The 25,618-nt window shown below is 54.8% G+C and carries 19 protein-coding genes; 11 read left to right on the top strand and 8 right to left on the bottom strand.

Going from position 1 to position 25,618, the window contains the following annotated elements:
* Positions 1-117: 117 nt before the first annotated feature.
* Complete coding sequence (locus RB_RS06760) at positions 118-1,428, bottom strand: DUF1570 domain-containing protein (RefSeq protein ID WP_011119364.1); 1,311 nt, start codon at positions 1,426-1,428, stop codon at positions 118-120.
* Positions 1,429-1,570: 142 nt separating this feature from the next.
* On the opposite strand from RB_RS06760, the gene RB_RS06755 reads away from it, so the two are divergent.
* Together RB_RS06755 and RB_RS06750 are read left to right on the top strand one after the other, a co-directional pair.
* Positions 1,571-2,896, top strand: a complete 1,326-nt coding sequence (locus tag RB_RS06755; protein ID WP_011119363.1) for a hypothetical protein — start codon at positions 1,571-1,573, stop codon at positions 2,894-2,896.
* A gap of 369 nt (positions 2,897-3,265) precedes the next feature.
* Positions 3,266-4,180 (top strand): DUF4349 domain-containing protein, encoded by a 915-nt coding sequence (locus RB_RS06750; RefSeq protein ID WP_164921637.1) that lies wholly within the window; start codon positions 3,266-3,268, stop codon positions 4,178-4,180.
* Positions 4,181-4,243: 63 nt separating this feature from the next.
* On the opposite strand, the gene RB_RS06745 is transcribed toward RB_RS06750, so the two are convergent.
* The 3 genes from RB_RS06745 to RB_RS06735 form a co-directional block, all read right to left on the bottom strand.
* The gene (locus RB_RS06745; RefSeq protein ID WP_231846281.1) at positions 4,244-4,585 is read right to left on the bottom strand and encodes an MGMT family protein; all 342 of its coding nucleotides are present in this window, start codon (positions 4,583-4,585) and stop codon (positions 4,244-4,246) included.
* Between the two features lie 445 nt (positions 4,586-5,030).
* Positions 5,031-5,813, bottom strand: coding sequence for an LON peptidase substrate-binding domain-containing protein (locus RB_RS06740; protein WP_007327343.1), 783 nt, complete (start codon positions 5,811-5,813; stop codon positions 5,031-5,033).
* 4 nt (positions 5,814-5,817) lie between these two features.
* On the bottom strand, positions 5,818-6,564 hold the full coding sequence (locus RB_RS06735) for a Bax inhibitor-1/YccA family protein (RefSeq protein WP_007327344.1): 747 nt from the start codon (positions 6,562-6,564) through the stop codon (positions 5,818-5,820).
* Between the two features lie 490 nt (positions 6,565-7,054).
* On the opposite strand from RB_RS06735, the gene RB_RS06730 reads away from it, so the two are divergent.
* From RB_RS06730 to RB_RS06700, 7 genes are all read left to right on the top strand, one after another.
* Positions 7,055-7,651, top strand: a complete 597-nt coding sequence (locus RB_RS06730) for a dCTP deaminase (RefSeq protein ID WP_011119358.1) — start codon at positions 7,055-7,057, stop codon at positions 7,649-7,651.
* A gap of 487 nt (positions 7,652-8,138) precedes the next feature.
* Positions 8,139-10,871, top strand: coding sequence for a pyruvate dehydrogenase (acetyl-transferring), homodimeric type (gene aceE / locus RB_RS06725; RefSeq protein ID WP_011119356.1), 2,733 nt, complete (start codon positions 8,139-8,141; stop codon positions 10,869-10,871).
* A gap of 138 nt (positions 10,872-11,009) precedes the next feature.
* Entirely contained in the window at positions 11,010-12,419 is a 1,410-nt protein-coding gene (locus tag RB_RS06720) for a 2-oxo acid dehydrogenase subunit E2 (protein WP_011119355.1), read from the top strand.
* A 191-nt stretch (positions 12,420-12,610) separates the two neighbouring features.
* A complete protein-coding gene (locus tag RB_RS06715) occupies positions 12,611-15,004 on the top strand; it encodes a beta-agarase (RefSeq protein WP_164921636.1) in 2,394 nt (797 codons plus the stop codon).
* Between the two features lie 70 nt (positions 15,005-15,074).
* Positions 15,075-15,614, top strand: coding sequence for a DUF1697 domain-containing protein (locus RB_RS06710; RefSeq protein WP_164921635.1), 540 nt, complete (start codon positions 15,075-15,077; stop codon positions 15,612-15,614).
* A 57-nt stretch (positions 15,615-15,671) separates the two neighbouring features.
* Positions 15,672-16,682: a pectate lyase gene (pelA, locus tag RB_RS06705; RefSeq protein ID WP_193427768.1), complete on the top strand. Its 1,011-nt coding sequence runs from the start codon at positions 15,672-15,674 to the stop codon at positions 16,680-16,682.
* A gap of 131 nt (positions 16,683-16,813) precedes the next feature.
* Positions 16,814-17,929, top strand: a complete 1,116-nt coding sequence (locus tag RB_RS06700) for an alpha/beta hydrolase fold domain-containing protein (protein ID WP_164921634.1) — start codon at positions 16,814-16,816, stop codon at positions 17,927-17,929.
* Positions 17,930-17,944: 15 nt separating this feature from the next.
* Here the strand turns inward: RB_RS06700 and RB_RS06695 are convergent, their stop codons facing one another.
* Together RB_RS06695 and RB_RS06690 are read right to left on the bottom strand one after the other, a co-directional pair.
* A complete protein-coding gene (locus RB_RS06695) occupies positions 17,945-18,739 on the bottom strand; it encodes a DUF1853 family protein (protein WP_261340198.1) in 795 nt (264 codons plus the stop codon).
* A 31-nt stretch (positions 18,740-18,770) separates the two neighbouring features.
* Positions 18,771-19,313, bottom strand: a complete 543-nt coding sequence (locus RB_RS06690) for a carboxymuconolactone decarboxylase family protein (RefSeq protein ID WP_011119347.1) — start codon at positions 19,311-19,313, stop codon at positions 18,771-18,773.
* Positions 19,314-19,754: 441 nt separating this feature from the next.
* Here RB_RS06690 and RB_RS06685 point away from each other — a divergent pair, with 441 nt between their 5' ends.
* Both RB_RS06685 and RB_RS06680 read left to right on the top strand, forming a co-directional pair.
* Entirely contained in the window at positions 19,755-22,058 is a 2,304-nt protein-coding gene (locus tag RB_RS06685; RefSeq protein WP_011119344.1) for a glycoside hydrolase family 2 protein, read from the top strand.
* A gap of 259 nt (positions 22,059-22,317) precedes the next feature.
* Positions 22,318-23,793 (top strand): sulfatase-like hydrolase/transferase, encoded by a 1,476-nt coding sequence (locus tag RB_RS06680; RefSeq protein WP_011119342.1) that lies wholly within the window; start codon positions 22,318-22,320, stop codon positions 23,791-23,793.
* A 73-nt stretch (positions 23,794-23,866) separates the two neighbouring features.
* On the opposite strand, the gene RB_RS06675 is transcribed toward RB_RS06680, so the two are convergent.
* Positions 23,867-24,067: a hypothetical protein gene (locus tag RB_RS06675; RefSeq protein WP_007327358.1), complete on the bottom strand. Its 201-nt coding sequence runs from the start codon at positions 24,065-24,067 to the stop codon at positions 23,867-23,869.
* A 124-nt stretch (positions 24,068-24,191) separates the two neighbouring features.
* Positions 24,192-25,433 (bottom strand): DUF1559 domain-containing protein, encoded by a 1,242-nt coding sequence (locus RB_RS06670; protein WP_011119341.1) that lies wholly within the window; start codon positions 25,431-25,433, stop codon positions 24,192-24,194.
* Positions 25,434-25,618 lie beyond the last annotated feature (185 nt).

Raw genomic sequence — 25,618 nt, 5'->3', positions numbered from 1 at the left:
GGGCTCCGCACGAGGACGATTCCAATCAATGAAGGAATCGTCCGCGTCGCTGCGACCAGCCTCTGGCGGGCTGCTGATTGAGTCATGTACCGAATGGCAGCAATCAGCCGATGGACGCTACGGCAGGCTCGCGACAAAGCGAGTCAGGCGATTGCTAAAGTCTCTCACGTCGGTGCCAACAACCCGTTCGAAATCGATCATGCGTTGACCTGATTTGTAGGTCTCAAACGGAGGACGCGTGGCGGTGAAGTTCAGAATGTCCGCGAACGCTTCCGTGTCCCGTTCGGCCAAGTAGAACATCATCGACCAAGCCAGCGCGTACGCGGTGTGGATGGTGGTGGGATTGCGGAACAAGTCATCGCTTCGAATCATTCGATCCACCCATCGAGCGACCTCCGCTGGATCTTCCATGTCGATCGTTTCGCGAAGCTGACGAACTGAGTCTTTGTTCACACGCTCGACCAGTCGGGTTCCGGATCGCCCCGAACTCATTGCATCGGGTTCGAACATCTGCCCGATGCCTTCTGTCACCCAGCTCGGCGTGTCGTTCACCCGGCTATGGACACCACAATTGAATGCGGATTGGTGAGCGGCTTCGTGGCGAACCGTCGCGGCAATCATGCTGATAGCACCGCCATCATGAGTCATCACCCGATTGCATTTGTTTGCATACAGCCCCGCAACTCGCGAAACGTCGATTCCTAATCTCGCGATCTCGTCGTACATCGCTCGCGCATCGGGCAAAACAACCGCGACCATCGGGAAACGACCTTGGCGAACCTTCACGCCTCGACGTTCCATGTATGTCACGAATGCGCGATGGCATTGCTCGAACATTTTGGGCCAGCGACTGCCGCGGCCTTTTGGTTGAACCACCAAAAAGTTTTGCGTGGCGATGACTTCAAACTCTCGCCCGAATTCTGCTCGCAATCGATTGCGAAGCTCAACCGACGAGGTGGGCTGGAATTGCCCAGCGATCGAACGCATGGACTCGGATTTTTCTGTTCGACTGATCGTGTGCAACCAACCGTCTCTGCCGATCACCAGCGATTCACTCGCCGATTCGATCAGATGCAAACCACTTTGCCAGCTGTTGCCAACTCGGAATTCGACCAAACCCGGACGAATCGATGGTGCGACCGATTGCGATGAAACCAAGTGTTCAGAACGTTCTGGCGAGGCTGGCGCAACCGGTTCCGCATTGCATTCTTCGGCGGACATCCCGCTGAGCAGAATCGCAGCGACCAGAGGAACCAAGCGAGTTTGAACCACTCGAAAGCGTGTCGCATACGAGAGAAGTCGATGCGGCGTGCCCGTGGGAACGACATTCGACGTTTTCGCAATGGAAGTGAGAGTCATCGACATGATGGAAGTCAACGGCGAGGAACAACGCAGGAACACATCCGAACCGTCGGCGCCCCGCAACACCCACGCGATCTACTCAACCCTAGGTTAAGATTGAAGTGGCGGACGGACGTACGACCTTTTTGCACGGAAGGTTCCTCGTACCCTCGCGGTTGTAACGCCGATCGATTGAAATTCAGTTCAAAACTTTTCTCGAAAGCTTGACATGCATCGTTTTCACGTCGCGCACCAACGGCTTGTCCCGATTGCGGTGACCTTGCTGGCGTTTTGCCTGCTCGCACTGGCCGCTTCCAACGCTCACGCCCAGGATTCGGCGGACACGCTTGAACTCGAAGTCCCGCTCTGGATCGCTGAGCTCGATGCTGACGAAGCCCAGACCCGCCGCGCCGCCGAGCTAAAGCTGATCGAAGCGGGCCCGGATGCGTCCGACTATCTCCCCGCAATTCTCGATGATCTTTCGATCGAAGCTCGCGAACGTCTCAATCGAGTCCGTGCGGAATGGGCAAAACGCAAAGCGGAAAGTCATGTCGAAACCCAGCTGATTCGCCTTCAGAATGCCAAAACTTTGGGCGAGGCTTTGGAGGCGATCTCAACCGTCAGTGAAGTTGAGTTCGATCTCGAAGCGGCAGGTGAGGGAGGCGACCTCACCCAAACCATTCGTGCTCCACGGTCCCCACTGAACTTCTGGCATGCGGTCGACCATGTTTTGGATCAAGCCAAACTGGACATCAACTTTTACGGAGGCGACCGAACGACATTGATGCTGATCCCTCGTGATGAGAACCGTCCATCGCGAGTCGAATCGGCTGCATACGTCGGAATCTACCGGCTCGAGCCCACCGTTGTGACCGCCCGCCGCGTCTTGCGTTCGCCGGAACTTAGCAGCATGAATCTCAATCTCACGATTGAATGGCAACCCAATCGAACGCCGATCGGATTGACGTTGCCCATTAGCGCCGTCAACGGAAAACTCGACTCGGGCGAAACGCTGGTGCCTCAAACCAGTGGCGATACGATCGACATCGCAACGAATACTGAGATGGCGCAAAGCGAGTTTTTCTTGCCCATGCAACTTCCCAATCGACCTTCCGAAAGCATTGAACGGCTCGCGGGAACGCTGACCGCAACGATTCCCGGTCGCCGGGAAAAGTTTGCACTGGATCTAAACGAACCCGCCGCATCGCAAACCGAAGACCAAATGACCGTTTCGATCGAAGCCGTTCGCGACGCGGCCCCACTCCGCGAAATTCGCGTGGGAGTCGAACTGGACTCTGCGGGTCGTTCACTTGAAAGTCACAGGCAATGGATCTTTGAGAACGAGGCCTATGTGATTTTGGAAGATGGAACTCGGATGGATCACCTGGGCTACGAAGTGTTCCGCCAAACCAACTCGGGAGTTGGAATTGGGTATCTGTTTGATTTCGGGCCAGCAGGCTCACCACCGCCCGGGTCCAAATTGATCTACGAATCGCCCACCTCAGTCGCCCAGGACGCGGTCGACTTCATACTCAACGACATCCCCACTCCGTAACCATCGGATGAAGCCAAATGGCTGTAAGGGACGGGGCCAAGATTCATTCCGCACCAATATCCGTCGTGGATGAGGCAACGAATCCTTCAGTACGAGACTCGTCGCCTCGTCCACGACCAAGATTCAGTCTCGGATACACTCGCACCTAATATTTAGCCGGTCTCAATCGTAGTTCTGGCGAGGCACGTCGCATCACAATCCCTCACCGTCACCGTTCTCCAAATGGAACAGACGACGCATCCATACGCACATCCCGTCGTGGACGAGGCAACAAATCCTTCAGCACCTGACTCGTCGCCTCGTCCACTACCGATTCAGCCGAAGCGATCATCTAGCGACATACATTCCACCGACGCAGGACCAAAGTTGATGAACCACCGAAACTTTCGCAACGGTTTTCTTGTCGTCGTGCTGTTGATCGCGGGATGTGGGCCGCAATCCAGTCAATTCTCTAGCAAGCTCGACATGGTGAGCGAGCAAGCCGCTCAGGAACCATCGGCAGCAGCCTTCTCAGTTGCCCAAACTCCAAATCGTCTCCCAAACGGCGACGAGACTGATGGTGAGGCACCGGAAGGCGATCGATCAAGTGAAACGGTGAAGTCGAATCGGCGAATCGTTTACAACACCCACCTTTCTCTGGTCGTGAAAGAGTACGCAACGTTTGAATCCAAGCTGCCTGATTTAGTCGATCAACATGGAGGATTCATTTCAAATAGCGAAACGAATCGTCGCTACAACAATCAGCAATCCGGTGTGTGGGTCGCCCGCATTCCAGTCGCGAACTACTTGGACTTCCTTCAAGGAGTCACAGGATTGGGTTTCGCGGAATCTCGCACCGAAGACGCCGATGATGTCACTGCGGAATTCGTGGACGTTGAGGCGAGAATCCGAAACAACAAGAAGCTCGAAGAACGCATCATCACGATGCTCGATGAACGAACCGGAAAGCTGTCCGAGGTACTAGAAATCGAACGCGAACTTTCGCGCGTTCGCGAGGAGATCGAACGCATGGAGGGACGCCTGCGAGTGCTATCAGATCGCTCCGCTTTGGCAACCATCACGATCAAGTGTCGAGAAGAAAAGGAGTACGTTCCTCCGGCGTCACCGACATTTGGTTCCCGGATTCAAAAGTCATGGGCGGGTTCGATCGACGCGATGAAGCAGACGGGTGAGAACATCGCCATCGCTGCAATCGCGATCCTGCCGTGGTTGCTCGTCTTCGCCGTACCGATTTTGGTGAGCATTGCCGTGGGCAGACGAATCCTTCGCAAGCGATCGAAGTAGCAACGCAATAACCATGATGCTTCCGGGCCACGACGACGCCCGAAACAATTGCGATCCCGATCGTTAGGAAGCGAACCTTCCCAAAGGAGATTCCACCACTCGCATTCGTTTCATTGTCACGCCTTCTTCCAACAACCGTTGCTCTTGCAAAGAAGGATTGACTGGCGGCAATCGCCCATCGTTGTAGACAACCCGCCACCATGGCAAGGCATCGAATGATGCCCCGAGCAATTGCCCCACCGCTCGGTGCCGACGTGGGTAGCCCGCTCGAGCGGCGACGTCGCCATAGCTGACCACTTCACCGGGACGAAGCTCCTCAATCGTGCGAACAAACGCCGTGCGCATCGGATCCGTTTCGGATTCGCGAGCGGTCCAATCAGACGTTTTCGATGACTTCGATGACATGGGCTCAGAATTCCACTGAATATTCGCTTCGCGGCCGCGAACCTGATTTTGGTTGCATGCGTCTTGACTACCGACGATCATGTCGTCAACGGGTCGCGATTCCGCGTCGCGACAAAACTTCCGCACGTTCGCTTGTCTGTTCTGGTTGGCACCTGGGCAAGTGGCGTCGAACCAAACTTTAAAAGGAGGTGATCAAGTGGATTATTGCTGTACTAGCCAACGGGGTGGAAACCCTTGACGAAAGTCGGCGGGCTGACGCCAGGGTCAGCCACCCCACTCGCGATCACTTTCTAGAACGCGAGCATCGCCCGTTTGCTGAGATGGTTACCTTGGTCTCAGCAGACGGGTTTTTTATGCGCCGACCGTGTACCATCCGACACGATCCATCCAAGCTGTGCTCAAAGGCGCAAGCACGCATAACCAAAGCGTCGCCGCAACGAATGCGTCAGTTCACGCTGAACGGCGGAGGAAAGTCTTTTCGCGAACGTGACGATTCAGCCAAATCGACATCACCTTCTTCCACGCTGACCGATTGAAGATCCAGCCCGCCCTTTTGGATCAAGCGGATCAACGCTTCCGCTCGTTCATCCACATCTGACATCGCCAGCAATTTGATCTTCTCATTCGGATCAAACGGCAATGTGTAAGCGATGATGTCGGTGATCGGTCCCACTCCCATTTGGCCGGCCATCAAATCGTGCAACGATTTCTGTGAGCCTTCGCTGACGGGAATGATCTTGCCAAACGCTTCGAGCAAACGTTTCTTCAAATCCGCTCGCTTTTGGGTTCCAGCGGGAAGATAGAAGTCATCGATCAAATCAACTCGTGCCGTTCGGAATGAACGCCCGGTCTCCAGCTCATGCCGAATCGTGGCACGGCGGATCCCAACAATCAAAATGTTGTGACGATCGCCTTCCAACTCAGCGTGCGAAATGATCTTTCCCACGCAAACGGTTGGCGAGATCGGCGGCAGCATGTTCAACGGTAACTTTTGCTTGGTCGCCTCATCGATCGCGACGTTGCCCTGTTGATTCGTCAGCGTCGCCATCGTGATGAGATGATCAGTCGACAATGCTTCTTGCAGCATGTCGACGTAGCGAGGTTCGAACACATGCAAGGGTTGCATCGCATGAGGAAATAAAACCATCCCCGGAAGCGGAAACAACCGGACCAGCCCGTCGAAATCATCCGGCAGACTGGTCACTCCTGTGATCGAATCAAAACTCATGAAGTCAGTCGCTGCTGGAGAAAGCCATCAAGATTCGCAGCACGTAATAGAACAACAACGCGACCGAAGCAAACAATGCCAAAGAAGCGGCAACGTGCTGACGCGTGTCGTAGTGATGCAAGACATTGGAAGTGTCGTAAAGAATGTAGCCGCATGCCAAGGCGACCATCGCGGCACTGAAGAACAATCCCAATGAGAATCCGAAGAGAACGCCGCAAACGACGACTCCCATGGCAACCAAACCGGCGACAAACAAATACGTTCCCCACGATGCGAGATCGACTCGCGTAAACATCACGAAACCTGTCAGACCAGCGAAGGTCAGCGTCGTGATGATCCCTGCCAAAATCGGAATCTGAGGCTGGTTCATCACGCGAATCGCGATGTACATCAGCGGAAGCATGATCACGGCTTGGGCGACCACATACAGCCCTAACCCAGCGTATTGCAGCCCGCGTGATTGCCCGCTGCTGGCCCACGAACGAGCCATCCAACTGACGGCCATGAAGGCACCTAGCACCAACAACCAACCGTAGCCGCCGGTCATTCGCTGAACCAGCATCGTCATCGTGTCAGCTGGCACCAAAGTGAACAGAACCACTTCCAGCGCCAAAAAAGCGAACACGGCTCCCGATAAGTGAGCGTATGTGCGTCGGATAAATCCAATGCGTTCGGTTTCGTCCGCGTAAATCGCTGCGTTGCCATAAGCGGCACCGTCGACACCGGAAGAATAAGGATTCACGTTGCTCATGAGGTAACTCGTTTCAATGGAATGTCTGAATCGTTGTTGGTTTCACAAATTGAATCGCATCAGCGATCGCCACTCGCGAACTCCTTGGGGGAGCCTGCTATCCTCGAGGGTACAACCAGCTCTTGCCGGTTGCATCCAGGATGAACAATCCACCCGAAGAATTCATGGTCGTTTCTCATTGACTCAGCGATTGCCGAGCCGCTTTGTCGCCAATCAGACAATTTGTGCGGTTCAAACCGGTTCTACGGAGCAAATCGGTTGTTGCTCGCTTCGAACGTTTGGCTTTCCAGAAATATACCCCAATGCGACATCTCGGGGATCAATCGAGAGCTCGATGTGGTTAAATTGCCAGGAGCAGCCCACTGAACGATCCGCTTATTCCAACGCAATCCTCGCACCTTTCCCGAAACGCCTTCGCGGCGACCTCGGGCAACACTTCGTGCGGATTGACTGACTGACGCCCGGACCGTCTCGCTTCTCGACACCCTCCGTGAAGGAAACACCGATCATGATCCTTTCCGGTCAAGACATTCAATCGCGGCTGGGCAAAGACATCGTGATCGATCCCTTCGATCCATCTCGTTTGTCGCCCAACAGCTACAACTTGACGCTTCACGACGAGCTTCTGGTCTACGAAGAAGTCGTTTTGGACGCCGCATCACCCAACCGCTACCGCCGGCTTCCCATTCCAGAAGAAGGTCTGACGCTGCAACCCGGCACGTTGTATTTGGGCCGAACGACCGAACACACAGAAACTCATGGTTTGGTTCCGATCATTCAAGGTCGATCCTCGCTCGGCCGTTTGGGGCTGTTCCTCAATCCCGGCGGCAGTCTCGGTCATGCCGGATATCGCGGAACCTGGACGCTGGAACTGCACTGCGTGCAACCCGTTCGAATCTATCCCCACATCCAAATCTGCCAGATCACCTACTGGGAAGTCAGTGGCGACAGCCCCGAGGAAGCCAGCGAGAAATATCAAAACAGCAACGATATCCAGCCTTCGCTGATGCATCGTGAATTGGGTTATGATGATCGCGACACGCAGCTGGAGCTCGGCTTTGACGAAGCCATTCGCAGCACGCCGTGAGTCACAGTTGCGTCGCGAAAATTCAGACGCGACCAAATGTCGCTGTTTCCCCTGTCTCGCGAGATTCTGCTGTCCCGTGAGACCCCGTTCAGAAATCGGCAACGCTGAGTTCGCGGTAAGTTTCTCCGGCCAAATCCGGTGACGACTCCAAACAATCGAGCGTTGATCCGCGAATTCGGAAGGAATCATGCCCAACCCGAGCTGGATGCGACGCAAATTGGCGGCATCGCGACAAAGATGACTCGGTGATCGCCCCAACAATGCTGCGTCGAGCTTTTTTGGGCGTTCAAAAGGTGCCGCAGAAAAACTTTCGCCCGAGCCAATGGGGGTTAGCACAACCAACTGTCCAGCAAAGCTGAAACGGGCATTTCAGATGCCCTTCCTAACCTTGCTGGAAACGTGCAAGAACGGCTAAACTACTAGGTCTGACCGAAAAACTCGACCTATCTGATCCAATCGTCCGCGAGCCCGGAGTTCTCTACTCTCTATGTCCGAATCAAAATCCGTCGCTCAAGCTGAAATTTCCCAAAACCTTGGCGAATTGCAGCACTCGCCGGACGTCGATGTCGACTCCGCCGAAACCCAAGAGTGGATATCATCCCTCGAATATGTCCTTCAGAGCAAAGGCCCCGAACGGGTCAAGTTTCTGATCGACCAACTGCGTGACCGAGCCGCTGAAGAGGGTGTGCCCCTTTCCTCGGACACCTCGACGCCATACGTCAACACAATCCCACCTCACGAGCAGCCCGCTTACCCCGGCAATCGTGAACTCGAACGACGCATCAAATCGATCATTCGCTGGAATGCGATGGCCATGGTCGTCCGAGCGAACAAACGGCCCGGTGGCGTCGGTGGACACATCAGCACGTTCGCCAGTTCAGCGACACTTTACGAAGTCGCATTCAACCACTTCTTCCAAGGCCGCGGCGAAGACGGTTACTCCGGCGACTCGATCTACTTCCAAGGTCACGCGTCACCCGGCATGTACTCACGTGCCTACCTCGAAGGTCGCTTGTCTGACGAGAACCTCGACAACTTCCGTCGTGAACTCGCACCCGGTGGCGGACTTTCCAGCTACCCTCACCCTTGGTTGATGCCCGGTTTTTGGGAGTACCCCACCGTCTCGATGGGCCTCGGTCCGATCATGGCGATCTACCAAGCCCGTTTCAACGAGTACCTCAACGATCGTGGTATCAAAGACACCAAGGGCCAAAAGGTTTGGGCATTCCTCGGTGACGGAGAATGCGACGAACCGGAAACACTCGGTGCAATCGGATTGGCTTCGCGTGAGAAACTCGACAACCTGATCTTCGTCATCAACTGCAACCTGCAGCGACTCGATGGTCCCGTTCGCGGTAACAGCAAGATCATTCAAGAACTGGAATCGATCTTCCACGGTGCCGGATGGAACGTCATCAAAGTCGTCTGGGGCGGCGAATGGGACGAACTGCTTGCTCGTGACACAACTGGCCTGCTTGCCAAACGCATGAACGAAGTCGTCGACGGCCAGTACCAAAAGTACACGTCGATGCCTGGTAGCTACATCCGCGAGCACTTCTTCGGCAAGTACCCCGAGTTGCTCGAATTGGTCAAACATCTCTCCGATGAGAAACTCGAAAAGATTCGCCGCGGCGGTCACGATCCCGAAAAGGTTTACGCGGCGTATCACCGTGCCACCACGCTGAACAACGGCAAACCGACCGTGATTTTGGCGAAAACGGTAAAGGGTTATGGTCTGGGCGAAGCCGGCGAAGGCCGCAACGTCGCTCACAACCAAAAGAAGATGAACGAAGCCGAGTTGCTCGAATTCCGAACTCGCTTTGGCATTCCAATCAGCGACGAAAAAGTTGGTGAGGCGCCGTTCTACAAACCACCGGCCAATAGCACCGAGATCAAATACCTAAAAACTCGCCGAGAAACACTGGGTGGCCCGGTTCCGAGCCGACCAACCGAACATCCAAAGTTGGAAATTCCAGCTCTAGACGTGTTCCAAAAGTTCGTCGCGAAACGCACCGACAACAAGGAAGTCAGCACGACGTTTGCCGCCGTGCAGATGTTGATCTCCATGTGTCGCGATAAATCCATCGGCAAATACGTGGTGCCCATCGTTCCGGATGAATCACGAACGTTCGGCATGGAAGGCATGTTCAAACAATTTGGCATCTACGCTCACGCGGGCCAACTTTACGAACCAACGGACTCTGACCAAGTCGCTTACTACAAGGAAGCTCAAGACGGGCAGATTCTGGAAGAAGGCATCACCGAATGCGGATCGATGTCCAGCTTCAATGCCGCTGGCACAGCTTACAGCTGTCACGGTGTGAACATGATTCCGTTCTACATCTACTACAGCATGTTTGGCTTCCAGCGGATCGGCGATTCGATTTGGGCCGCTGCTGACATGCGAGCCAAGGGTTTCCTTGTCGGTGGTACCGCCGGTCGCACGACGCTCAACGGCGAAGGCCTGCAACACCAAGACGGGCATAGCCTGCTCAACGCGATTGCGTTCCCCACCGTGCGTGCTTACGACCCAGCGTTTGCTTACGAAGTCACCGTGATCGTTCACGAAGGCTTGAAGCGGATGTACGAAGAGGGCGAGGAATGCCTGTACTACATCACCGCTGAAAACGAAGCATACGTTCAGCCGGAAATTCCTGAAGGATGCGAAGAAGGCATCATCAAGGGGATGTACAAATTCAATAGCCGCGAAGTGGACGGTGCCAAAGCACGCGTGCAATTGTTCGGCAGTGGTGCGATTCTCAATAGTGCGTTGAAGGCACAAGAGATCCTCGCTGAAAAGTACAACATCGCCAGCGACGTTTGGTCGGTGACCAGCTACACATTGCTTCGTCGCGACGCTCACTCCGTCGAACGTTGGAACCGTCTGCACCCAACCGAGACGCCCCGCAAGAGCTACCTCGAAGAAGTGCTCGAAGGAGTCGAAGGCCCATTCATCTCGGCCAGCGACTACGTGCGTGCTCTCGGCGAACAGCTCACGCCTTGGATCCCGGGCGACTACTACGTCCTGGGCACCGACGGCATGGGCCGAAGCGAAACTCGCGAAGCACTGCGTCGCCACTTCGAAGTCGATGCGGAATCGATCACCATCGCTGCTTTGGGTCGTCTGGCGAAAGCCGGAACGTTCGAAGCCGCCGACGTGGCACAAGCGATCAAAGATCTGGATTACGATCCCGATAAAGTCGATCCTTACTTCGCCTAATTTTGGTCGCAAAAACGCGAACGTCGTTCGCGACGCATTGCCTGGATTTCAATCGTCCCCGAAACACCGGGGACTTGGCCGCAATCGAACGACCGAGCGTCTCAACCTTCTCCAATCACACTCTGACATATCTTTCCCATGACTGAAGTCAAACTCCCCGAACTCGGCGACGGCATCGAATCTGGCGATGTCCTTGAAATTTTCGTTTCCGTCGGCGATGTGATCACCGCCGGACAAGACATCGTGGAAATGGAAACGGACAAAGCAACCGTTCCCGTGCCGAGCGACGTGGGTGGCAAAGTCACCAAGATTTCAGTTGGCGAAGGTGACACGGTGCCAATCGGTGGCGTGTTGATCGAAGTTGAAGCTGCCGCTGGAGCCGAATCTGCTCCTGCACCGGCCGCTCCAGCAGAACCAGAAAAGAAACCCGAACCCAAACCAGAACCTCAGGCGGAAGCACCTGCTCCCGAGCCCGCCGCTCCTCCTGCTGCAAAACCAGCCGCACCGGCGGCACCGCCCGTCGCTCAACCCGTGGCAACTCCCGCCGCCCGAACTCCCGCGGTCGCGGACGAACCCGATGCTCCCGTTGACGGCGGTGGATCGATCCCAGCCGGCCCTGCGATTCGCCGCTTCGCTCGCGAAACGGGTGTGAACTTGGCCAGCGTCACCGGAACCGGTGCCGGCGGACGTATCACTCGCGATGATGTTCTAGCTGTCGTGCGATCGGCCAGCCAAAAGGCCGCCGCTCCGGCTGCGAAACCAGCCCCATCGGCTGGCACGGCTGCACCACGAACCAACGTCACATCGGGCGATCTGCCGGGAACTCCCGACACGGATGACTACGGTCCGATTCGCGTCGAACGCATGAGCAAGATTCGCAAAACGATCTCGGCTCAAATGCACCTTTCATGGTCCACCGTTCCCCGCGTGACCAACTTCGACGATGCCGACATCACCGATCTCGAACGACTTCGTCAGAGCAGCAAAGACGACTACGCTGCCCAAGGCCTCAAGCTGACCACGATGCCGTTCTTGGTCAAAGCCGTCGCGACTGCTCTTCGTCATCACCCATCGCTCAACGCGGTAATCGACTCCGAAAACCAACAAGTGATCTACAAGGATTACGTTAACATTGGCATCGCGGTGGACACCGATAACGGTTTGGTTGTCCCCGTCATGCACAACGCTGACCAAATGGGCATTCCCGACACCGCCCGCAACATCGCCGAAATGGCCGGCAAAGTTCGCGGCGGCAAGTTCGGCGTCAATGACCTTCGTGGTGGATCGTTCACGATCAGCAACCTGGGCGCGATCGGTGGCCAATACAGCACACCAATCGTGAACGTTCCCGAAGTCGCCATCTTGCTGGTCGGCCGTTCACGAAAGCTGCCTGTCGTCATGCCCGACGATTCGATCCAACCTCGTTTAATGATGCCGCTGAGCCTTTCGTACGACCACCGTTTGGTCGACGGAGGAACCGCAGCTCGTTTCCTCAACGATGTGATCGGATACCTGCAGGCACCAAGTCGTCTGTTGCTGGCTCTCTGAGCCTGACGCAATCGAGACAAATCATTCAAAGGCCGAGTCAAACCGATTCGGCCTTTTTTCGTTTGAACACGAGACTTTCAATCTCACATCACCAATCCGAACTGAGAACAAGTCCATACATTGGACAAAGGAACACCTCGTGACAATCATTGACGGTTCCCCATCCCATCGTCACTGGATTCAGCACACTGATGAAACAGATTCATTTCGCTGCCCTCGTCTGCCTTTCCTTCTTTCCTGTCTTCGCGTCCGCTCAGGCTCCGACGGCCCCCAACCTATTGAGCGATGAAGGACTCGCCCGCCAAGAGGCCCATGCGTATTTGTTCGACGAGTTTTCGAAGGACAAAGAATCGACTTATCGGGGCGAAGGTGAAAACCGAAACCTGGTCGAGCTGGTGCTCTCCAATGAAACCCTTCAACTCAGCGGAGACGTTTCAATCGAGTTGCCGGCCGGAAGCCAACGGGTCGCTTCGCTGTTCAAGTACATCATCCTTCGTGGTGAAAACCTGAATCATCTTGGCGGCATCGAGGTCGCTCCCTATTCCGGCGGCGGAACGGTCGAACGCAGCACTCAAGAACCCAAGCTGTATCGTTTTAAATTGCCCGCGATGCCTGTACCCAGCGAGAAAATGCCGCCGATCCGCATTCGCACCCGTTGCGCTGATGGCAAGACCGCAACCGTCACGCAGATCGCCTTCAACTCACAAGGCAAACTGCCGGTGAAGTTCGACGACATCCCTTATCGAACTCTGGGCGCCGACCGACCACGCGTTCCGGTCAACGTGCGTGTCGACCTGCAACACGAACTTTCCATCGCCGGCCACGTCGACTTGGAACGCCAGAAGTTCTTTCGCTATTATGCCGCACCGGGGACTTCCGACCCCAGCTTTGAACGATGGGCAAGCGAACGCAACTTCTCCCCGGGCCGGCAAATATTCAAGCTCGATCCTGCTTTGGTCGTTGGCTATGGTCCCGGCGAAAAGCTAAAGGAAGATCCCAACAACAAAGGAGCCGCTGACCTCACGTTTTTTGATCGCCACGATTCGTCGCCACCGAAGACGATTCCCGAGTTCGAAGCGACCGACTATGCAATGTGCTTGAACGACTACCCCGAATTCATGTCAGTGGAACATGTCGGACGGGGAACACCTTTGATCGAGCACTTTGGCGACGCAGCGAACTTAGCCGCCGCTCACATCGCAGATCAACAACGTGATGGCGGACGAACCGCGAAATGGTGGGAAGTTAAAAACGAGTCCACAATAAAAGCCGAGTGGGATTACCACTATCAAAAGGAACATGATTCTTGGGCTTTGCTCGCCGAATTTCATAATGCGGTCGCCGAGGCCGTGCACGCGAAAACTCCTTCGGTCAACGTCGGTGGCCCGACCTCCGCTTGGATGCAATTGCACGTCAACCAATTTGGCCTGTATCGCGACCAAACCCGGTTCATGGATCTCACTCGTGATCACCTGGACTTTTACTCACGCCACTTCTACGAGGACATGGGCTCGCTCGGTGCATGGGAACGTCGCGACAAAGGTTACTCGGGCTACTTGCTCGGTCGTCTCGAAGCCACGCTCGACATGTTGCAAGCACACATGGAAGAGACCGACAACGTCAAACCCATCCTGATCACCGAGTGTGGTTCACTTCAAGCTGGACGCGGTGCGGCCGACTATTGGTTGCGTCTGCGATCTTTCAGTGCATTCTTGCACAAACTGATGAGCCGTCCGCATCAAATCGATTTGTCGGTTCCGTTTGTCTTCACGAACATGCACTGGAACCCGACCAGCGGAAACGTCGCCTTTGTTCCAACCGAAGGTGCATCGGCGAGAGGTCCTTTGGCCGATTTCCAGCCCACCCCCGTCGCTGACTTCTTCGAGCTCTGGCGTGACTTCGATGGTCGAAGACTCCCCGTCGCAACCAACGATCTGGCTGAAGTCGGCCTGAACGCCACGGCTGTCTATCAAGGCAATCGTTTGCAGATCGCACTGACCAACATGACCAGTCATCAACTCAGCGTTCACCTATCGGACATCGCAGGCGACGCATTGCACGCATCGTCCATCCAGCAACGACGTTTGCGATACAACGACGGCGAAGTCATCTACGAAGATGCGATTTCATTGTCCGATTCAAACGCGATTGAAGTCGACGCGGAGGAAACAACCGTGCTGACGTTCACGTTTGACCAAACGATTCAGCCTAATAGGACACTGCTTCGCCAATTTGCTTACGCGGCCGGCACCGCCGTGCCCGCCGATCAAACGCAAACATTCCAAATCGATATCGACGACGCATCCGATATCGAATCGGCTGAATTGGTCGTCGGGGTCCACCGAATCAAAGGACTTGAGCAAGCCGTTTCTGGTACGTTCAACGGTCACCGTTTTGAGTCACACCCGGAGTGGACCCACCAGTTTGATCAGCTGTTGGCACCGCTGGAAATTCCGATCTCTAAAGACTGGCTGCAAAACAACAACCAAATCCAAATCGAACCCCAACCCGGACTGACGATCACCTCAGTCCACTTGATTTGCGACAGCATCAGTGAGGCCCTCGATAGCAAACACAGTCAATGAATTTGGTTGGTTTCATTTGCACCGTGCTTTGTCACAGCGGCACCGACGTTCCATACCATTGCGGAAAACCATGACAACCTGGATCGCTCTGTTTCGCGGCATCAACGTTGGTGGCAAGAACAAGTTGCCAATGGCTACCCTGCGATCAACTTTGGAATCCATTGGGTGTCAGTCGGTTCTTACTTACATTCAAAGTGGGAACGTCGTGTTCTCGTGCGAGCCTAGCTCGAAAGAAGCAATTGCCACACGAATTGCCGACGCGGTGGACGAGAACTTCGGGTTCCGGCCTCAAGTGATGCTTCTGACGAAAGATGAATTTCAATCCGCCGTCGCGAACAATCCGTTCGCTGATGCTGTTGCCGCTCCCAAAACGCTCCACTACTTTTTTCTCTCGACCCCACCGGTTCATCCAGATCTTGCGACAATCGCCAACCTCGCGACCGCTACCGAACGCTTCGATTTAATTGAAAACGTGTTCTATCTCCACGCTCCCGACGGGTTTGGAACGTCCAAATTGGCCAAAAGCGTTGAGCGCAAACTGGGCGTGGGCATAACTGCTCGAAACCACTCAACCGTTGAAAAACTCGCAGGCCTTCTGAATCCTGAATAGTCCATAATGTCCGCTGCTCGGGACACAACGACTTTTGGTTTCTTTCAGAGATTCAACATGCAACGGATATCAATCGCGATCCTGGCGGTTCTGACCGTCAACGCTTCACTCCTTTCAGCGGCGACGCCCGCCGAAAAAGTCGCGAAGCAAACCGACGAATGGTTCCGCGGTGCCGAAGGACAACACGCGATGCGTTGCATTCTGTCTTGGCAAACCGATCATGGCGACTGGCCAAAGAACACTGACACGACGTCCAAACTGTTCACCGCTGGCGATGACAAGCCGAACGGCACCTTCGACAATGGTGCGACCATTGGTGAACTGCAAGCCTTGGCGAGAGCGTTCAAAGCGTCGGGCCAAGACGAATACAAGTCAGCCTTCTTGAAAGGTTTTGATCATCTCTTGGCCGCCCAGTATCCCAATGGTGGATGGCCACAGTACTTTCCGCTCAGCAAAAAGTACCACCGCCACATCACCTTCAATGACGGCACGATGATCAATATCATGCAGTTCCTTGAAGAGGTGGCTGAAATCCCAACCTACGAGTTCTTGGACGAGCAACGTTTGGTTCGGACGCGAACCGCATTGACTCGCGGGATCGAGTGCATATTGGATTGCCAAGTGATTGTTGACGGTGAACGGACCGTTTGGTGTGCTCAGCATCATGCCGAAACGCTCGCCCCGGTCCTCGCCAGAAGCTACGAGCCCCCATCGCTCAGTGGTGCTGAGAGTGCAGGAATACTCCTTTACCTGATGGAATTGGACGAACCATCGCCACGGGTGATTCAGGCAGTGGAATCCGGCGTGAAGTGGTTCGACTCGGTTCAAGTGAACGGGTACCGCTATCAAAAGCGAAAGGAGCTTCCATCGCTGATTGCAGACAACAACGCTCCGTCAATCTGGGCTCGTTTTTACGACATCAAAACCAACCGTCCGATGTTCAGCGATCGCGATGGGACAATCGTTTACGACTTGGACCTGGTTGGTGAAGAAAGAAGAAGTGGCTACACGTGGTATGGAAACTGGGGATCAAAGGTCGCCAAAGCTCACGCAAAATGGATGAAGTAGCCCGACGCGATGCCCATCCGATCACGGTGGACTGTATCAAATGCCGGCATACATGATTCGGTCGCGCAGTGGGGCTATCATGAATCGCTCACTACGAAAGCCTCCACCTGCCGAACGAAGCCGAGTTGAAGATGAATCATTCTTTCCGCCTATCAGTCCTGTTTACGCTGACACTGACCGTTGCATGTTGCTGGACTTCGGACGTGCTCGCGCAGCGTGAACGTCCGACCATCAAGAATCGATTGGAAAACGATGATGCGAACGACGACGGGAAAGTCTCCAAAGACGAATTCAGTGGCCCCGAAAACCTGTTCAAACGTCTCGACCGCGACGGTGATGGGCAAATCGACATTGAGGAAGTTGTCGGAAACATGTCCGTAAGACGTCCCGAAGACGGTCGAAACCCATCTCCTCGTGCACCGCGAGGTGTCGAAGTCAAACGCGATGTCGTCTTCGGTAAAGGCGGCGACCGCGACCTCAAAATGCACATCGTTTTGCCCGAGTCAAAACCGAGCAAACCATTGCCGGCTTATGTTTGGATCCACGGTGGTGGATGGCAAGCGGGTTCCAAGGAAGGCGGCGTCAACCAAGTCGCAAGAGTGGTGGCAGAGGGCTTCGTGGGCGCAACAATCGAATATCGCCTGACCGGGGAGGCACCTTTTCCCGCACAAATCGAAGACTGCAAATGTGCCATTCGCTTTCTTCGTGAACACGCCGACCAATACGGTATCGATCCAGATCGCATCGCCGTTGGTGGCAGTTCGGCGGGCGGGCATTTGGTCGCGTTGCTGGGCACGTCAGGTGATGTGGAAGAACTTGAAGGCTCCGGCGGTTGGCCTGAACAATCCAGTCGCGTCCAAGCGGTGGTCGATCTTTATGGACCAACTGACTTTTCGAAGTTTGTCACCACGAACGGTTTTGAGTCCCACAACCGGGATGGTTCGCCCGAATCGAAATTGCTCGGCGGAGGTGAGGTTCTTGGGAATGACGAGGGAATTCGTCGCGTCAATCCGATCACCTACATCGATGACAAGGATCCGCCTTTTCTGATCATTCACGGAACGAGCGACCCAGTTGTTCCGGCGAACCAAAGCCAACTGATCCATGACGCTCTCGAATCAGCCGGTGTCGAAACAACTCTCAAACTGATTCGAGGCGCAAAGCATGGTGGCAAGGAGTTTTCCGATCCCGAAATTCGCGAATTGATTACGACGTTCTTGAAGAAACATCTGCAACCGTCTGAATGAAAGCGGCTTTGCCGCTCATTCGCCGGACCACTCATTGGGAACAACGAAGAAACGCTCGACGTGGTTCGTCGAAGCATCCTGGGAAACGAATCGACGAGCTGCGAAAATGGGGCGGTCGAATCGAATGGCTTGCTGCTCCACGGCGGCAAGAAACTCATCCGGCTCCATCCATGCGATTGTTTCGTCACCGCTCGAATCCACTGACAACCAGTGAGGCTTTGTCAGGATTCGAAATTCATCACCTGAATCCGTGACCTTTTGCAATTCGGATTGGTGCACCCACAGGCCTCGGTCGTGATTAGCCGACATCCAACGCGGCAGTTCTGGCACAACACCGATCCCGGGCGGGTAGAACAAGCAACCTTTGACAAACGCTTCACGCACCTCCACATCATTGCGAACCTTGCTGCTCAACAACAACTGATGTTCATGCATCCGTTGCGTCTTCCGCTCGAACGTGTCACGTGAGTTCGGACCCACAAAGTGACTTCCGCGACAAGGTTGCCCGGTGAGGTACAGGTAAAACTTCACCGCAACTTCCCAGTGAGTCAGCCGGCCTCGCTCATCAATGAACAGGAAGTCAATCTCGCCAAGCGTTTTTCCTTGTTCGCGAACGGGCAATCCATGAGCGAGGATCTGCAAACCGCGAATGTGCTTGAGCCAGTAGAAAATCAATCGTTCAAAGTATGGCCCGACCTTGGTCGACGTGCACTTCTCCATGAACGACCGAAGATGCGGCCGATCAATTCGGGCAACTGCAAGCGTTGGACATTCCGCTGCCGGCGAAATCAGGGAAGGACTGTTCACCACCCAAAGCAAGTCTTCGACGTACTTGTCCAACCTACTCGCCCGCAGCGTTGTGTGGCATGTGACAACTTTGCATCTTCATCAACGCACGTTTGAGACCGGGATAGATTCTGACGCCCACGATGGCAATGGCGAGTTCACCAAATGCAGCTTCTCCAAAATGCCGTTCAATACGAAGAGCCACCTCTTCGTCGATGGCTCCGGCTCCCAAGCAATTCAGCGTGTGGTCACGTACGTCCTTCAGCTCCGCCGGCAAGCGTTCCGGCGACTCGACCATCTGCTCAATGAGTTGCTCGGAGACCCCCGCTTCCTTCGCCATTTTGACGTTCAGTTCCAAACAGCCGCTGCAATCTTCCTGTTGCATCACGGTGATCGCGGCGGTGAAGTAGGCCTCCGCGGTCAGCTGATCGTAGTGCATCGTCATTGGCCGCGCCGCACGAAAACGCCGGAATGATTCAGGCGACCGTGCAAACAAATCCTTCATGTAATCAGCGTTGTACCCATACGCTGACTCGAACGCTTCGATCTCTGCAAGCATTTGGGTAGCGTCCTCGGTGGGTTTGCTTTCCTTTGGCATCCTCTGTTCCTCCAGCTGCTTTGGGTCATCAACAGCGACACATCGTCGCTATCTTCCCCTTGGTTGACGAATAAAACCATTGGTCTGGGTTACGCGCACTCCACTTTTGGGCTTCTCAAATTCGCCAAAAAGCACCATCCGCGAGCAGGTCATCAATGGCTGTTCAGTTCTATGGATGGGATCCAGCCCAATCGCCACCGAACCCTTTACTACGACCCTTTGTCACGCTAGCCTGTCCATTGGCTTTTCAACGAACGAGGCTGACTAGGGTCTTCCAAGACGCCCAACAACGTCTTCCACCTTGTTCTTAACCATTGAAATCCAACGTCCCCTTTCCCCACCTCGTCCTCCGCAGCCTGTCAGACGCCTCCAAATCACTCAGTTTCTCCGTCACGCTGAAACTGCTGACATTGCCGCTTACCCGACTGAAAGAGATCCCCAATGAAGATTGATGGTTTCAAGTTCCCATCGAAGCATCTGATAATGCTGAGTGGACTGTTTCTCTCGCTCTCTTGTTCCGTCGCAACCGGGCAGGAAATCAGCGACAAGTGGAAGTTTCAGCTGAACGATCCCGGCGAAGACTGGCAGCGATCCAATTTCGACGATTCAGCCTGGTCGGACGCGGCCGGTGGATTCGGGACGCATGGAACTCCCGCCGCCCGAATCGGTCATGTTTGGGACACAGACTCAATCTGGCTGCGGAAGTCGTTTGAACTCAAATCGGTACCTGCGAAACCAGCTCTCTTGGTGCATCACGACGAAGACGCCGAAGTCTATCTGAATGGAAAGCTGGTCGCCAAGCTGAGCGGATACAGCACTCAATACCACACGCTTCCGCTCAAACCCGCAGAAGCCTCGGCACTTCGCGTCGGTACAAACCTGATGGCGGTGCACTGCGTGCAAAAGACCGGCGGACAGTTCATCGATGTTCACGTGGTCGATTCACAGAACGTTCCAACACTTCCCAAGCCGGAACTCAGCACCAAGCCATTTCAATCAGAACTGATCACAAAGTGGGGAGCCGAAGTCACCGCGGAAAACGCATGGACCGAATACCCACGACCTCAGCTGCAACGATCCAATTGGACCAACCTGAACGGCACTTGGGCCTACGCGATCACTTCCAAGAAATCAGAGATGCCGGCCGAATGGGCAGGCGAAATTTTGGTTCCCTTTCCGCTTGAATCGAAACTTGGCGGCGTCCAACGCTTGCTCGATTCCGAGGAGTCGCTGTGGTATCGACGCAGCTTTGAGGGGACTCCGACCGAGGGCAAACGAACCCTTCTGAACTTCGAAGCGGTCGACTACCAGTGTGAAGCCTTCGTCAATGGAAAGCCCGTTGGATCGCACACGGGAGGCAACACGCCATTCACTTTTGATATCACCGATGCGGTGAAGGACGGCCGGAACGAACTGATCGTCCGTGTCGAGGATGCGACAGAAGAGTGGCAGTTGCGTGGAAAACAAACTCTGAACGCTCGCGGAATCTGGTACACGCAAGTCTCGGGGATATGGCAGACCGTTTGGATGGAAGAGGTCGCTTCGCAACACATCAACGATCTGAAAATCAAGACAGACGCACAGGCTGGTTCCATAACGATTGCCGTCGATCGAGAAGGCAATGCACCGGTCAAGATCGAAGTGAGAGATAACGGCGAGGTCGTTGCGTCGGCAACAGGCAACACCGAATCAGTGACGTTGTCGATTCCAGACGCAAAGCTTTGGTCCCCCGACTCACCGCACCTGTACACGATCGATGCGACAATGCTCGACGGCCAAGGTGCTACGCTTGACCAAGTCACATCCTACACTGGAATTCGCGATGTCGGCAAAGTCAAAGATGCCGATGGGAACTGGCGTTTCACCTTGAACGGCGAAGTCATCTTCCACTGGGGACCGCTCGACCAAGGATGGTGGCCTGACGGGTTGCTCACTCCACCATCGGACGAAGCGATGTTGTTCGACATCGAATGGTTGAAGTCAGCCGGCTTCAACATAATTCGCAAACACATCAAGGTCGAACCTCGCCGTTACTACTACCACTGCGATCGGTTGGGCATGATGGTCTGGCAAGACCAAGTCAGCGGTGGTTCCGGTGAAGGTGCTTGGCCGAAATGGACGCGTCTTGCCCCCAATCCTTCCGAAGCGACCTGGCCGAACGAGCCTCACGCGCAATTCATGCGTGAACTGGAATGGATGATCGATTCGTTGGAGAATCATCCGTCGATCGTATGCTGGGTCCCATTTAACGAAGCGTGGGGCCAGCATCTGACAATGGAAGTCGGCAAATGGATGGTCGAACGTGATCCTTCACGTCTGATCAACATCGCCAGCGGTGGTAACTTTTGGCCGGTTGGTGACATCGTTGACGAGCACCGATATCCACACCCTGGATTCCCATTCGACCTGAATACGAATGGCCGTTTTGACAATTTCATCAAGGTGATTGGTGAATTCGGCGGTCATGGCTACCCCGTTCAAGGACACCTGTGGGACGCCAATCGTCGCAACTGGGGCTACGGCGGGTTGCCTCAAACCAAAGCCGAATACAAAGAACGTTACACAACGTCGATCGACAAGCTGAAAGAGCTTCAGCAACAAGGAATTGCTGCAGGCATCTATACGCAAACAACGGATGTCGAAGGTGAAATCAACGGACTGATGACATACGATCGAAAGGTGATCAAGATCCCAGCAGAAGAATTGGCTGAGCTTCACGAACCATTGCTTGATCCCGCCGAATGATTGACTCCCGTGTCGTGAAGCACGTCGTGTAAAACGCTCGCCGCGTTGCAAATCCTCTCAACGCTCGGATCCCATGATCCGAGCGTTCTCGTTTTGCATCAGAGCTTCTTCACCTTCATGACGAAATGTTGCGTCTTGGCGACGACACAGCGACAATCGCACGCCGAACACCGTTTCAAATGGGCAACGCCGCTATGAGCGACCTCGTTCTGCCGATGCTCTCACCCCTTCCCACCCGCCCCACCAAGGAATCTTCCCCATGATTCGTCCCCGCCTTCCGTTCCATCAATTCGAGGCGTCCCTATTGTGGTTGCCCTGTAGTTTGTTGGTTTTCATGGTTTTCGCTACCAGCCTATCCTCGGTCGCCTCAGCGGCGAACCAACAACGCCCGAATGTGGTGCTCGTGTTTATCGACGACATGGGATGGGAAGACTTTTCGTGTTTCGGCAACCATGACGCTCAAACACCTCGCATCGACCAAATGGCTCGCGAGGGCGTGAGGTTCGAACAGTTTTATGTGAACTCACCAATCTGTTCGCCATCGAGAACCGCGATTTCCACCGGGCAATACCCGCAGCGTTGGCGCATTGGTTCATTCCTAAACAATCGCGATCACAACAACGAACGAGGCATCGCTCAATGGCTCGATCCAGCCGCACCGATGCTGGCAAGATCACTCCAACAATCGGGCTATGCGACCGGGCACTTCGGCAAATGGCACATGGGCGGCCAGCGAAATGTCGACGACGCACCCTACATCACCGAGTATGGCTTTGACGAGTCGCTGACGAATTTCGAGGGGATGGGGCCGAAGCTCTTGCCACTCACGATGAAGCCTGGTGACGACGAGCCCGGCCGGATTTGGGCGGACGCCGAACGACTGGGTGAGGGATATCGCTGGATGCTGCGATCCAAAATCACTGGCGGCTTCGTCGACGCTGCCATCCCGTTCATCGATCGAGCCCAGAAAAACAATCAACCCTTCTACGTCAACCTTTGGCCCGATGATGTGCACTCACCGTTCTGGCCACCGGTCGATGAGTGGGCCGATGGGAAACGCGGTTTGTACCTCTCGGTCCTCGAAGAGATGGATCGCCAATTGGGAAAGCTATTTGACCGGATTCGAAACGACGAAGCCTTACGAAACAACACGCTCGTCCTAATTTGCTCGGACAACGGTCCCGAACAAGGTGCGGGGTCGGCAGGTCCTTTCCGAGGTCACAAGACGCACCTGTACGAAGGAGGCATTCGCTCATCAATGGTTGCCTGGGGGCCCGGCATCGTGACTCGCACCAATGCCGTCGACACGACGTCCGTCTTCTCAGCAATCGATTTGGTTCCAACCCTTTTGGATATCACTGGGACCAAACATCCGCACGACGCAACGTTTGATGGCGAGTCGCTTGCATCGGCCTTCACCGGCGACGGTCAATCGCGAAACGCACCGATCTTCTTTCGACGCCCACCAGACCGCGACTCGTATTACGGAGTGGACGACCTTCCCGATTTGGCGATGCGGAAAGGCAAATGGAAGCTGCTGTGCGAATACGACGGATCCTCCGCGGAACTGTACGACCTCGACACCGACCGAGGCGAAACCACCGACGTCTCGGCTGAACACCCCGACACAGTGGCCGAGATGACAAAGAATCTTGTTGCCTGGCACCGCTCGATGCCCAACGACAACGGCGCCACCTATCGCGTGAAGACAAAAAAGAAAGGCCGCTCCCGTTAAGAAGAGCGACCTCTCGTCTATCTCAGATCCAACTCACCTGAACTGATCTTACGATGAGTTCAGGCGTCCTGGCTTAGCGATAATTGTCTTCGTAGTTCTCTGTTTGTTGCTGAGCCTGCTCCTCGTAGTCCTGCAACTCTTGTTCAGTCATAGGACCGTCTTCTGATTCGATCACGGTATTCCCACCAGGCCCACAACCGGTGAAAACGACTGGCGTCAATGCCATGAGGGCGACCAAGCAAAATCGATTGGTCCAAGAGAAAGTTTGAGTCATCTAGTTCGCTCGTATGAAAGATGGTGCAAGTAATAATGAGGACGGTCGCTTCTCGCGATTCGTTGCTACGACGGGAAGTTTCAATCGCGACGAAGCAACCCTCCAATCCAAGTCAGCGACGTGATCAGAAGGCTCCTTCGATCGTCTCTTTACCGTTCCGTGTACCCAGTGCACCCCAAACACCGTAAGGCGATTCCGCCCCAGGGTTGTTCGCACTCCAAATCACTTCTGCGTGGATATTCCCCGCATCAATGCTATCTGTGATGAACTTCACCGCTCCGTCACCGAGCACGACATGAACACCACCCTGGTGTTGGCTGCTAGGTGGCGCGACGCACCAAGCCGAGTCAGAGCGGTTTGGCATCACCATCTCGCGGTTTGGTGGAAGAATCGTGTTGAACGCAGAATAGATCGTCGCGGCATCTGCCCAACGGAAGCCACGTCCATAACCCGAATTCAGGTTACGAACGATTGAGTCAGTAGCGTCCACCCAAAATTGTGGCCGGGCGGGATCCTTCGCATTGGTCGTGTCTGCCCAACCTGGATCTTCCCCCAATGGCCGAAACCCAGGACCGACTGCTGCGTCAGTGTTGATCGCACGTGGGTTCACGTGCGTCGCCATCTCGCCCAACATGACCGTGTTGCTCAGCCCGTCCGTGACGTCACGGAAACGCATGAGCGGTCGAGTTCGAGCCTGCCCCAATCCCTTGATGCCGTTCACCGTATTGCGGAAGATGAAGAACCCCCGCAACGACTGGTTGACTTGGTTTGCACGTCCACTGTCTTCGTAATGAAACCCGTTTGATGCGTTGAGAGGGCCAACGTCGCCGTAATGCAATCCATCACCGTAACTACAAACGTAGTTGCTTCTTCCCATCGCTGGCGAACCGACCCCTGGATCACTTGGGCAACGGAAGGTACCGATGTCGGTCATCCACGGCGTGTAGTTGCGATCCCACGCCCGCGGGCCCATGGCTGGATAATTGATCGTACCGTCGCCATCCGAATCCATCGGATTGCTGATCTGCTCCCATAACGCTTGTTGCTCAACGTAGGGCAAAATAGGAATGAGCCAACTGATGCGTCGACCGTTCCCCGCGTTGCCATTTTGAGTCGGCTGGCTACCAGCAGTGTTGTCGGTCCCGCCACCATTCGGCGGTAAACCGTTGAATGCACTGTGATAGTTGTGGATCGACAGCCCAAGTTGCTTCATGTTGTTGCCGCAACTCATCCGCCGTGCAGCTTCTCGAGCCGCTTGAACGGCGGGTAACAGTAGCCCCACCAAAACTCCGATGATGGCAATCACCACCAACAATTCGACCAGCGTGAACGCTTGTCGATCGCTCCTCAATTCTGACTTGATCATTGATCAATCCTTCAGGTTGTAGAAAAAAATAACGACATCGAGCTCGAAGAGCAGCAAGCTCACAAAACAGCTTCGCAAGCTCATTCCGAGCACCTCTGTCGTTAAATTTCGGCGATACCGCCCCCGGTGTCAAGCGACAACGGGTCTCAGCTCCCCCTTAAAAACAAAGTCCATAGCATTCACCG

The sequence above is a fragment of the Rhodopirellula baltica SH 1 genome (assembly GCF_000196115.1).
Lineage (GTDB): Bacteria > Planctomycetota > Planctomycetia > Pirellulales > Pirellulaceae > Rhodopirellula > Rhodopirellula baltica.
Note: the sequence above shows the minus strand (reverse complement) of the source record. Positions and strands in the feature narration are given on the sequence as shown.

What these genes read in the sequence shown, in the direction of transcription:
- RB_RS06675 (WP_007327358.1), bottom strand. Translation starts at nt 24,067, where the DNA reads ATGACTCAAACTTTCTCTTGGACCAATCGATTTTGCTTGGTCGCCCTC.
- RB_RS06715 (WP_164921636.1), top strand. Translation starts at nt 12,611, where the DNA reads ATGAAACAGATTCATTTCGCTGCCCTCGTCTGCCTTTCCTTCTTTCCT.
- RB_RS06740 (WP_007327343.1), bottom strand. Translation starts at nt 5,813, where the DNA reads ATGAGTTTTGATTCGATCACAGGAGTGACCAGTCTGCCGGATGATTTC.
- RB_RS06685 (WP_011119344.1), top strand. Translation starts at nt 19,755, where the DNA reads ATGAAGATTGATGGTTTCAAGTTCCCATCGAAGCATCTGATAATGCTG.
- RB_RS06680 (WP_011119342.1), top strand. Translation starts at nt 22,318, where the DNA reads ATGATTCGTCCCCGCCTTCCGTTCCATCAATTCGAGGCGTCCCTATTG.
- RB_RS06750 (WP_164921637.1), top strand. Translation starts at nt 3,266, where the DNA reads ATGAACCACCGAAACTTTCGCAACGGTTTTCTTGTCGTCGTGCTGTTG.
- RB_RS06755 (WP_011119363.1), top strand. Translation starts at nt 1,571, where the DNA reads ATGCATCGTTTTCACGTCGCGCACCAACGGCTTGTCCCGATTGCGGTG.
- pelA (WP_193427768.1), top strand. Translation starts at nt 15,672, where the DNA reads ATGCAACGGATATCAATCGCGATCCTGGCGGTTCTGACCGTCAACGCT.
- RB_RS06720 (WP_011119355.1), top strand. Translation starts at nt 11,010, where the DNA reads ATGACTGAAGTCAAACTCCCCGAACTCGGCGACGGCATCGAATCTGGC.
- RB_RS06700 (WP_164921634.1), top strand. Translation starts at nt 16,814, where the DNA reads ATGAATCATTCTTTCCGCCTATCAGTCCTGTTTACGCTGACACTGACC.
- RB_RS06670 (WP_011119341.1), bottom strand. Translation starts at nt 25,433, where the DNA reads ATGATCAAGTCAGAATTGAGGAGCGATCGACAAGCGTTCACGCTGGTC.
- RB_RS06710 (WP_164921635.1), top strand. Translation starts at nt 15,075, where the DNA reads ATGACAACCTGGATCGCTCTGTTTCGCGGCATCAACGTTGGTGGCAAG.
- RB_RS06690 (WP_011119347.1), bottom strand. Translation starts at nt 19,313, where the DNA reads ATGCCAAAGGAAAGCAAACCCACCGAGGACGCTACCCAAATGCTTGCA.
- RB_RS06735 (WP_007327344.1), bottom strand. Translation starts at nt 6,564, where the DNA reads ATGAGCAACGTGAATCCTTATTCTTCCGGTGTCGACGGTGCCGCTTAT.
- aceE (WP_011119356.1), top strand. Translation starts at nt 8,139, where the DNA reads ATGTCCGAATCAAAATCCGTCGCTCAAGCTGAAATTTCCCAAAACCTT.
- RB_RS06745 (WP_231846281.1), bottom strand. Translation starts at nt 4,585, where the DNA reads ATGTCATCGAAGTCATCGAAAACGTCTGATTGGACCGCTCGCGAATCC.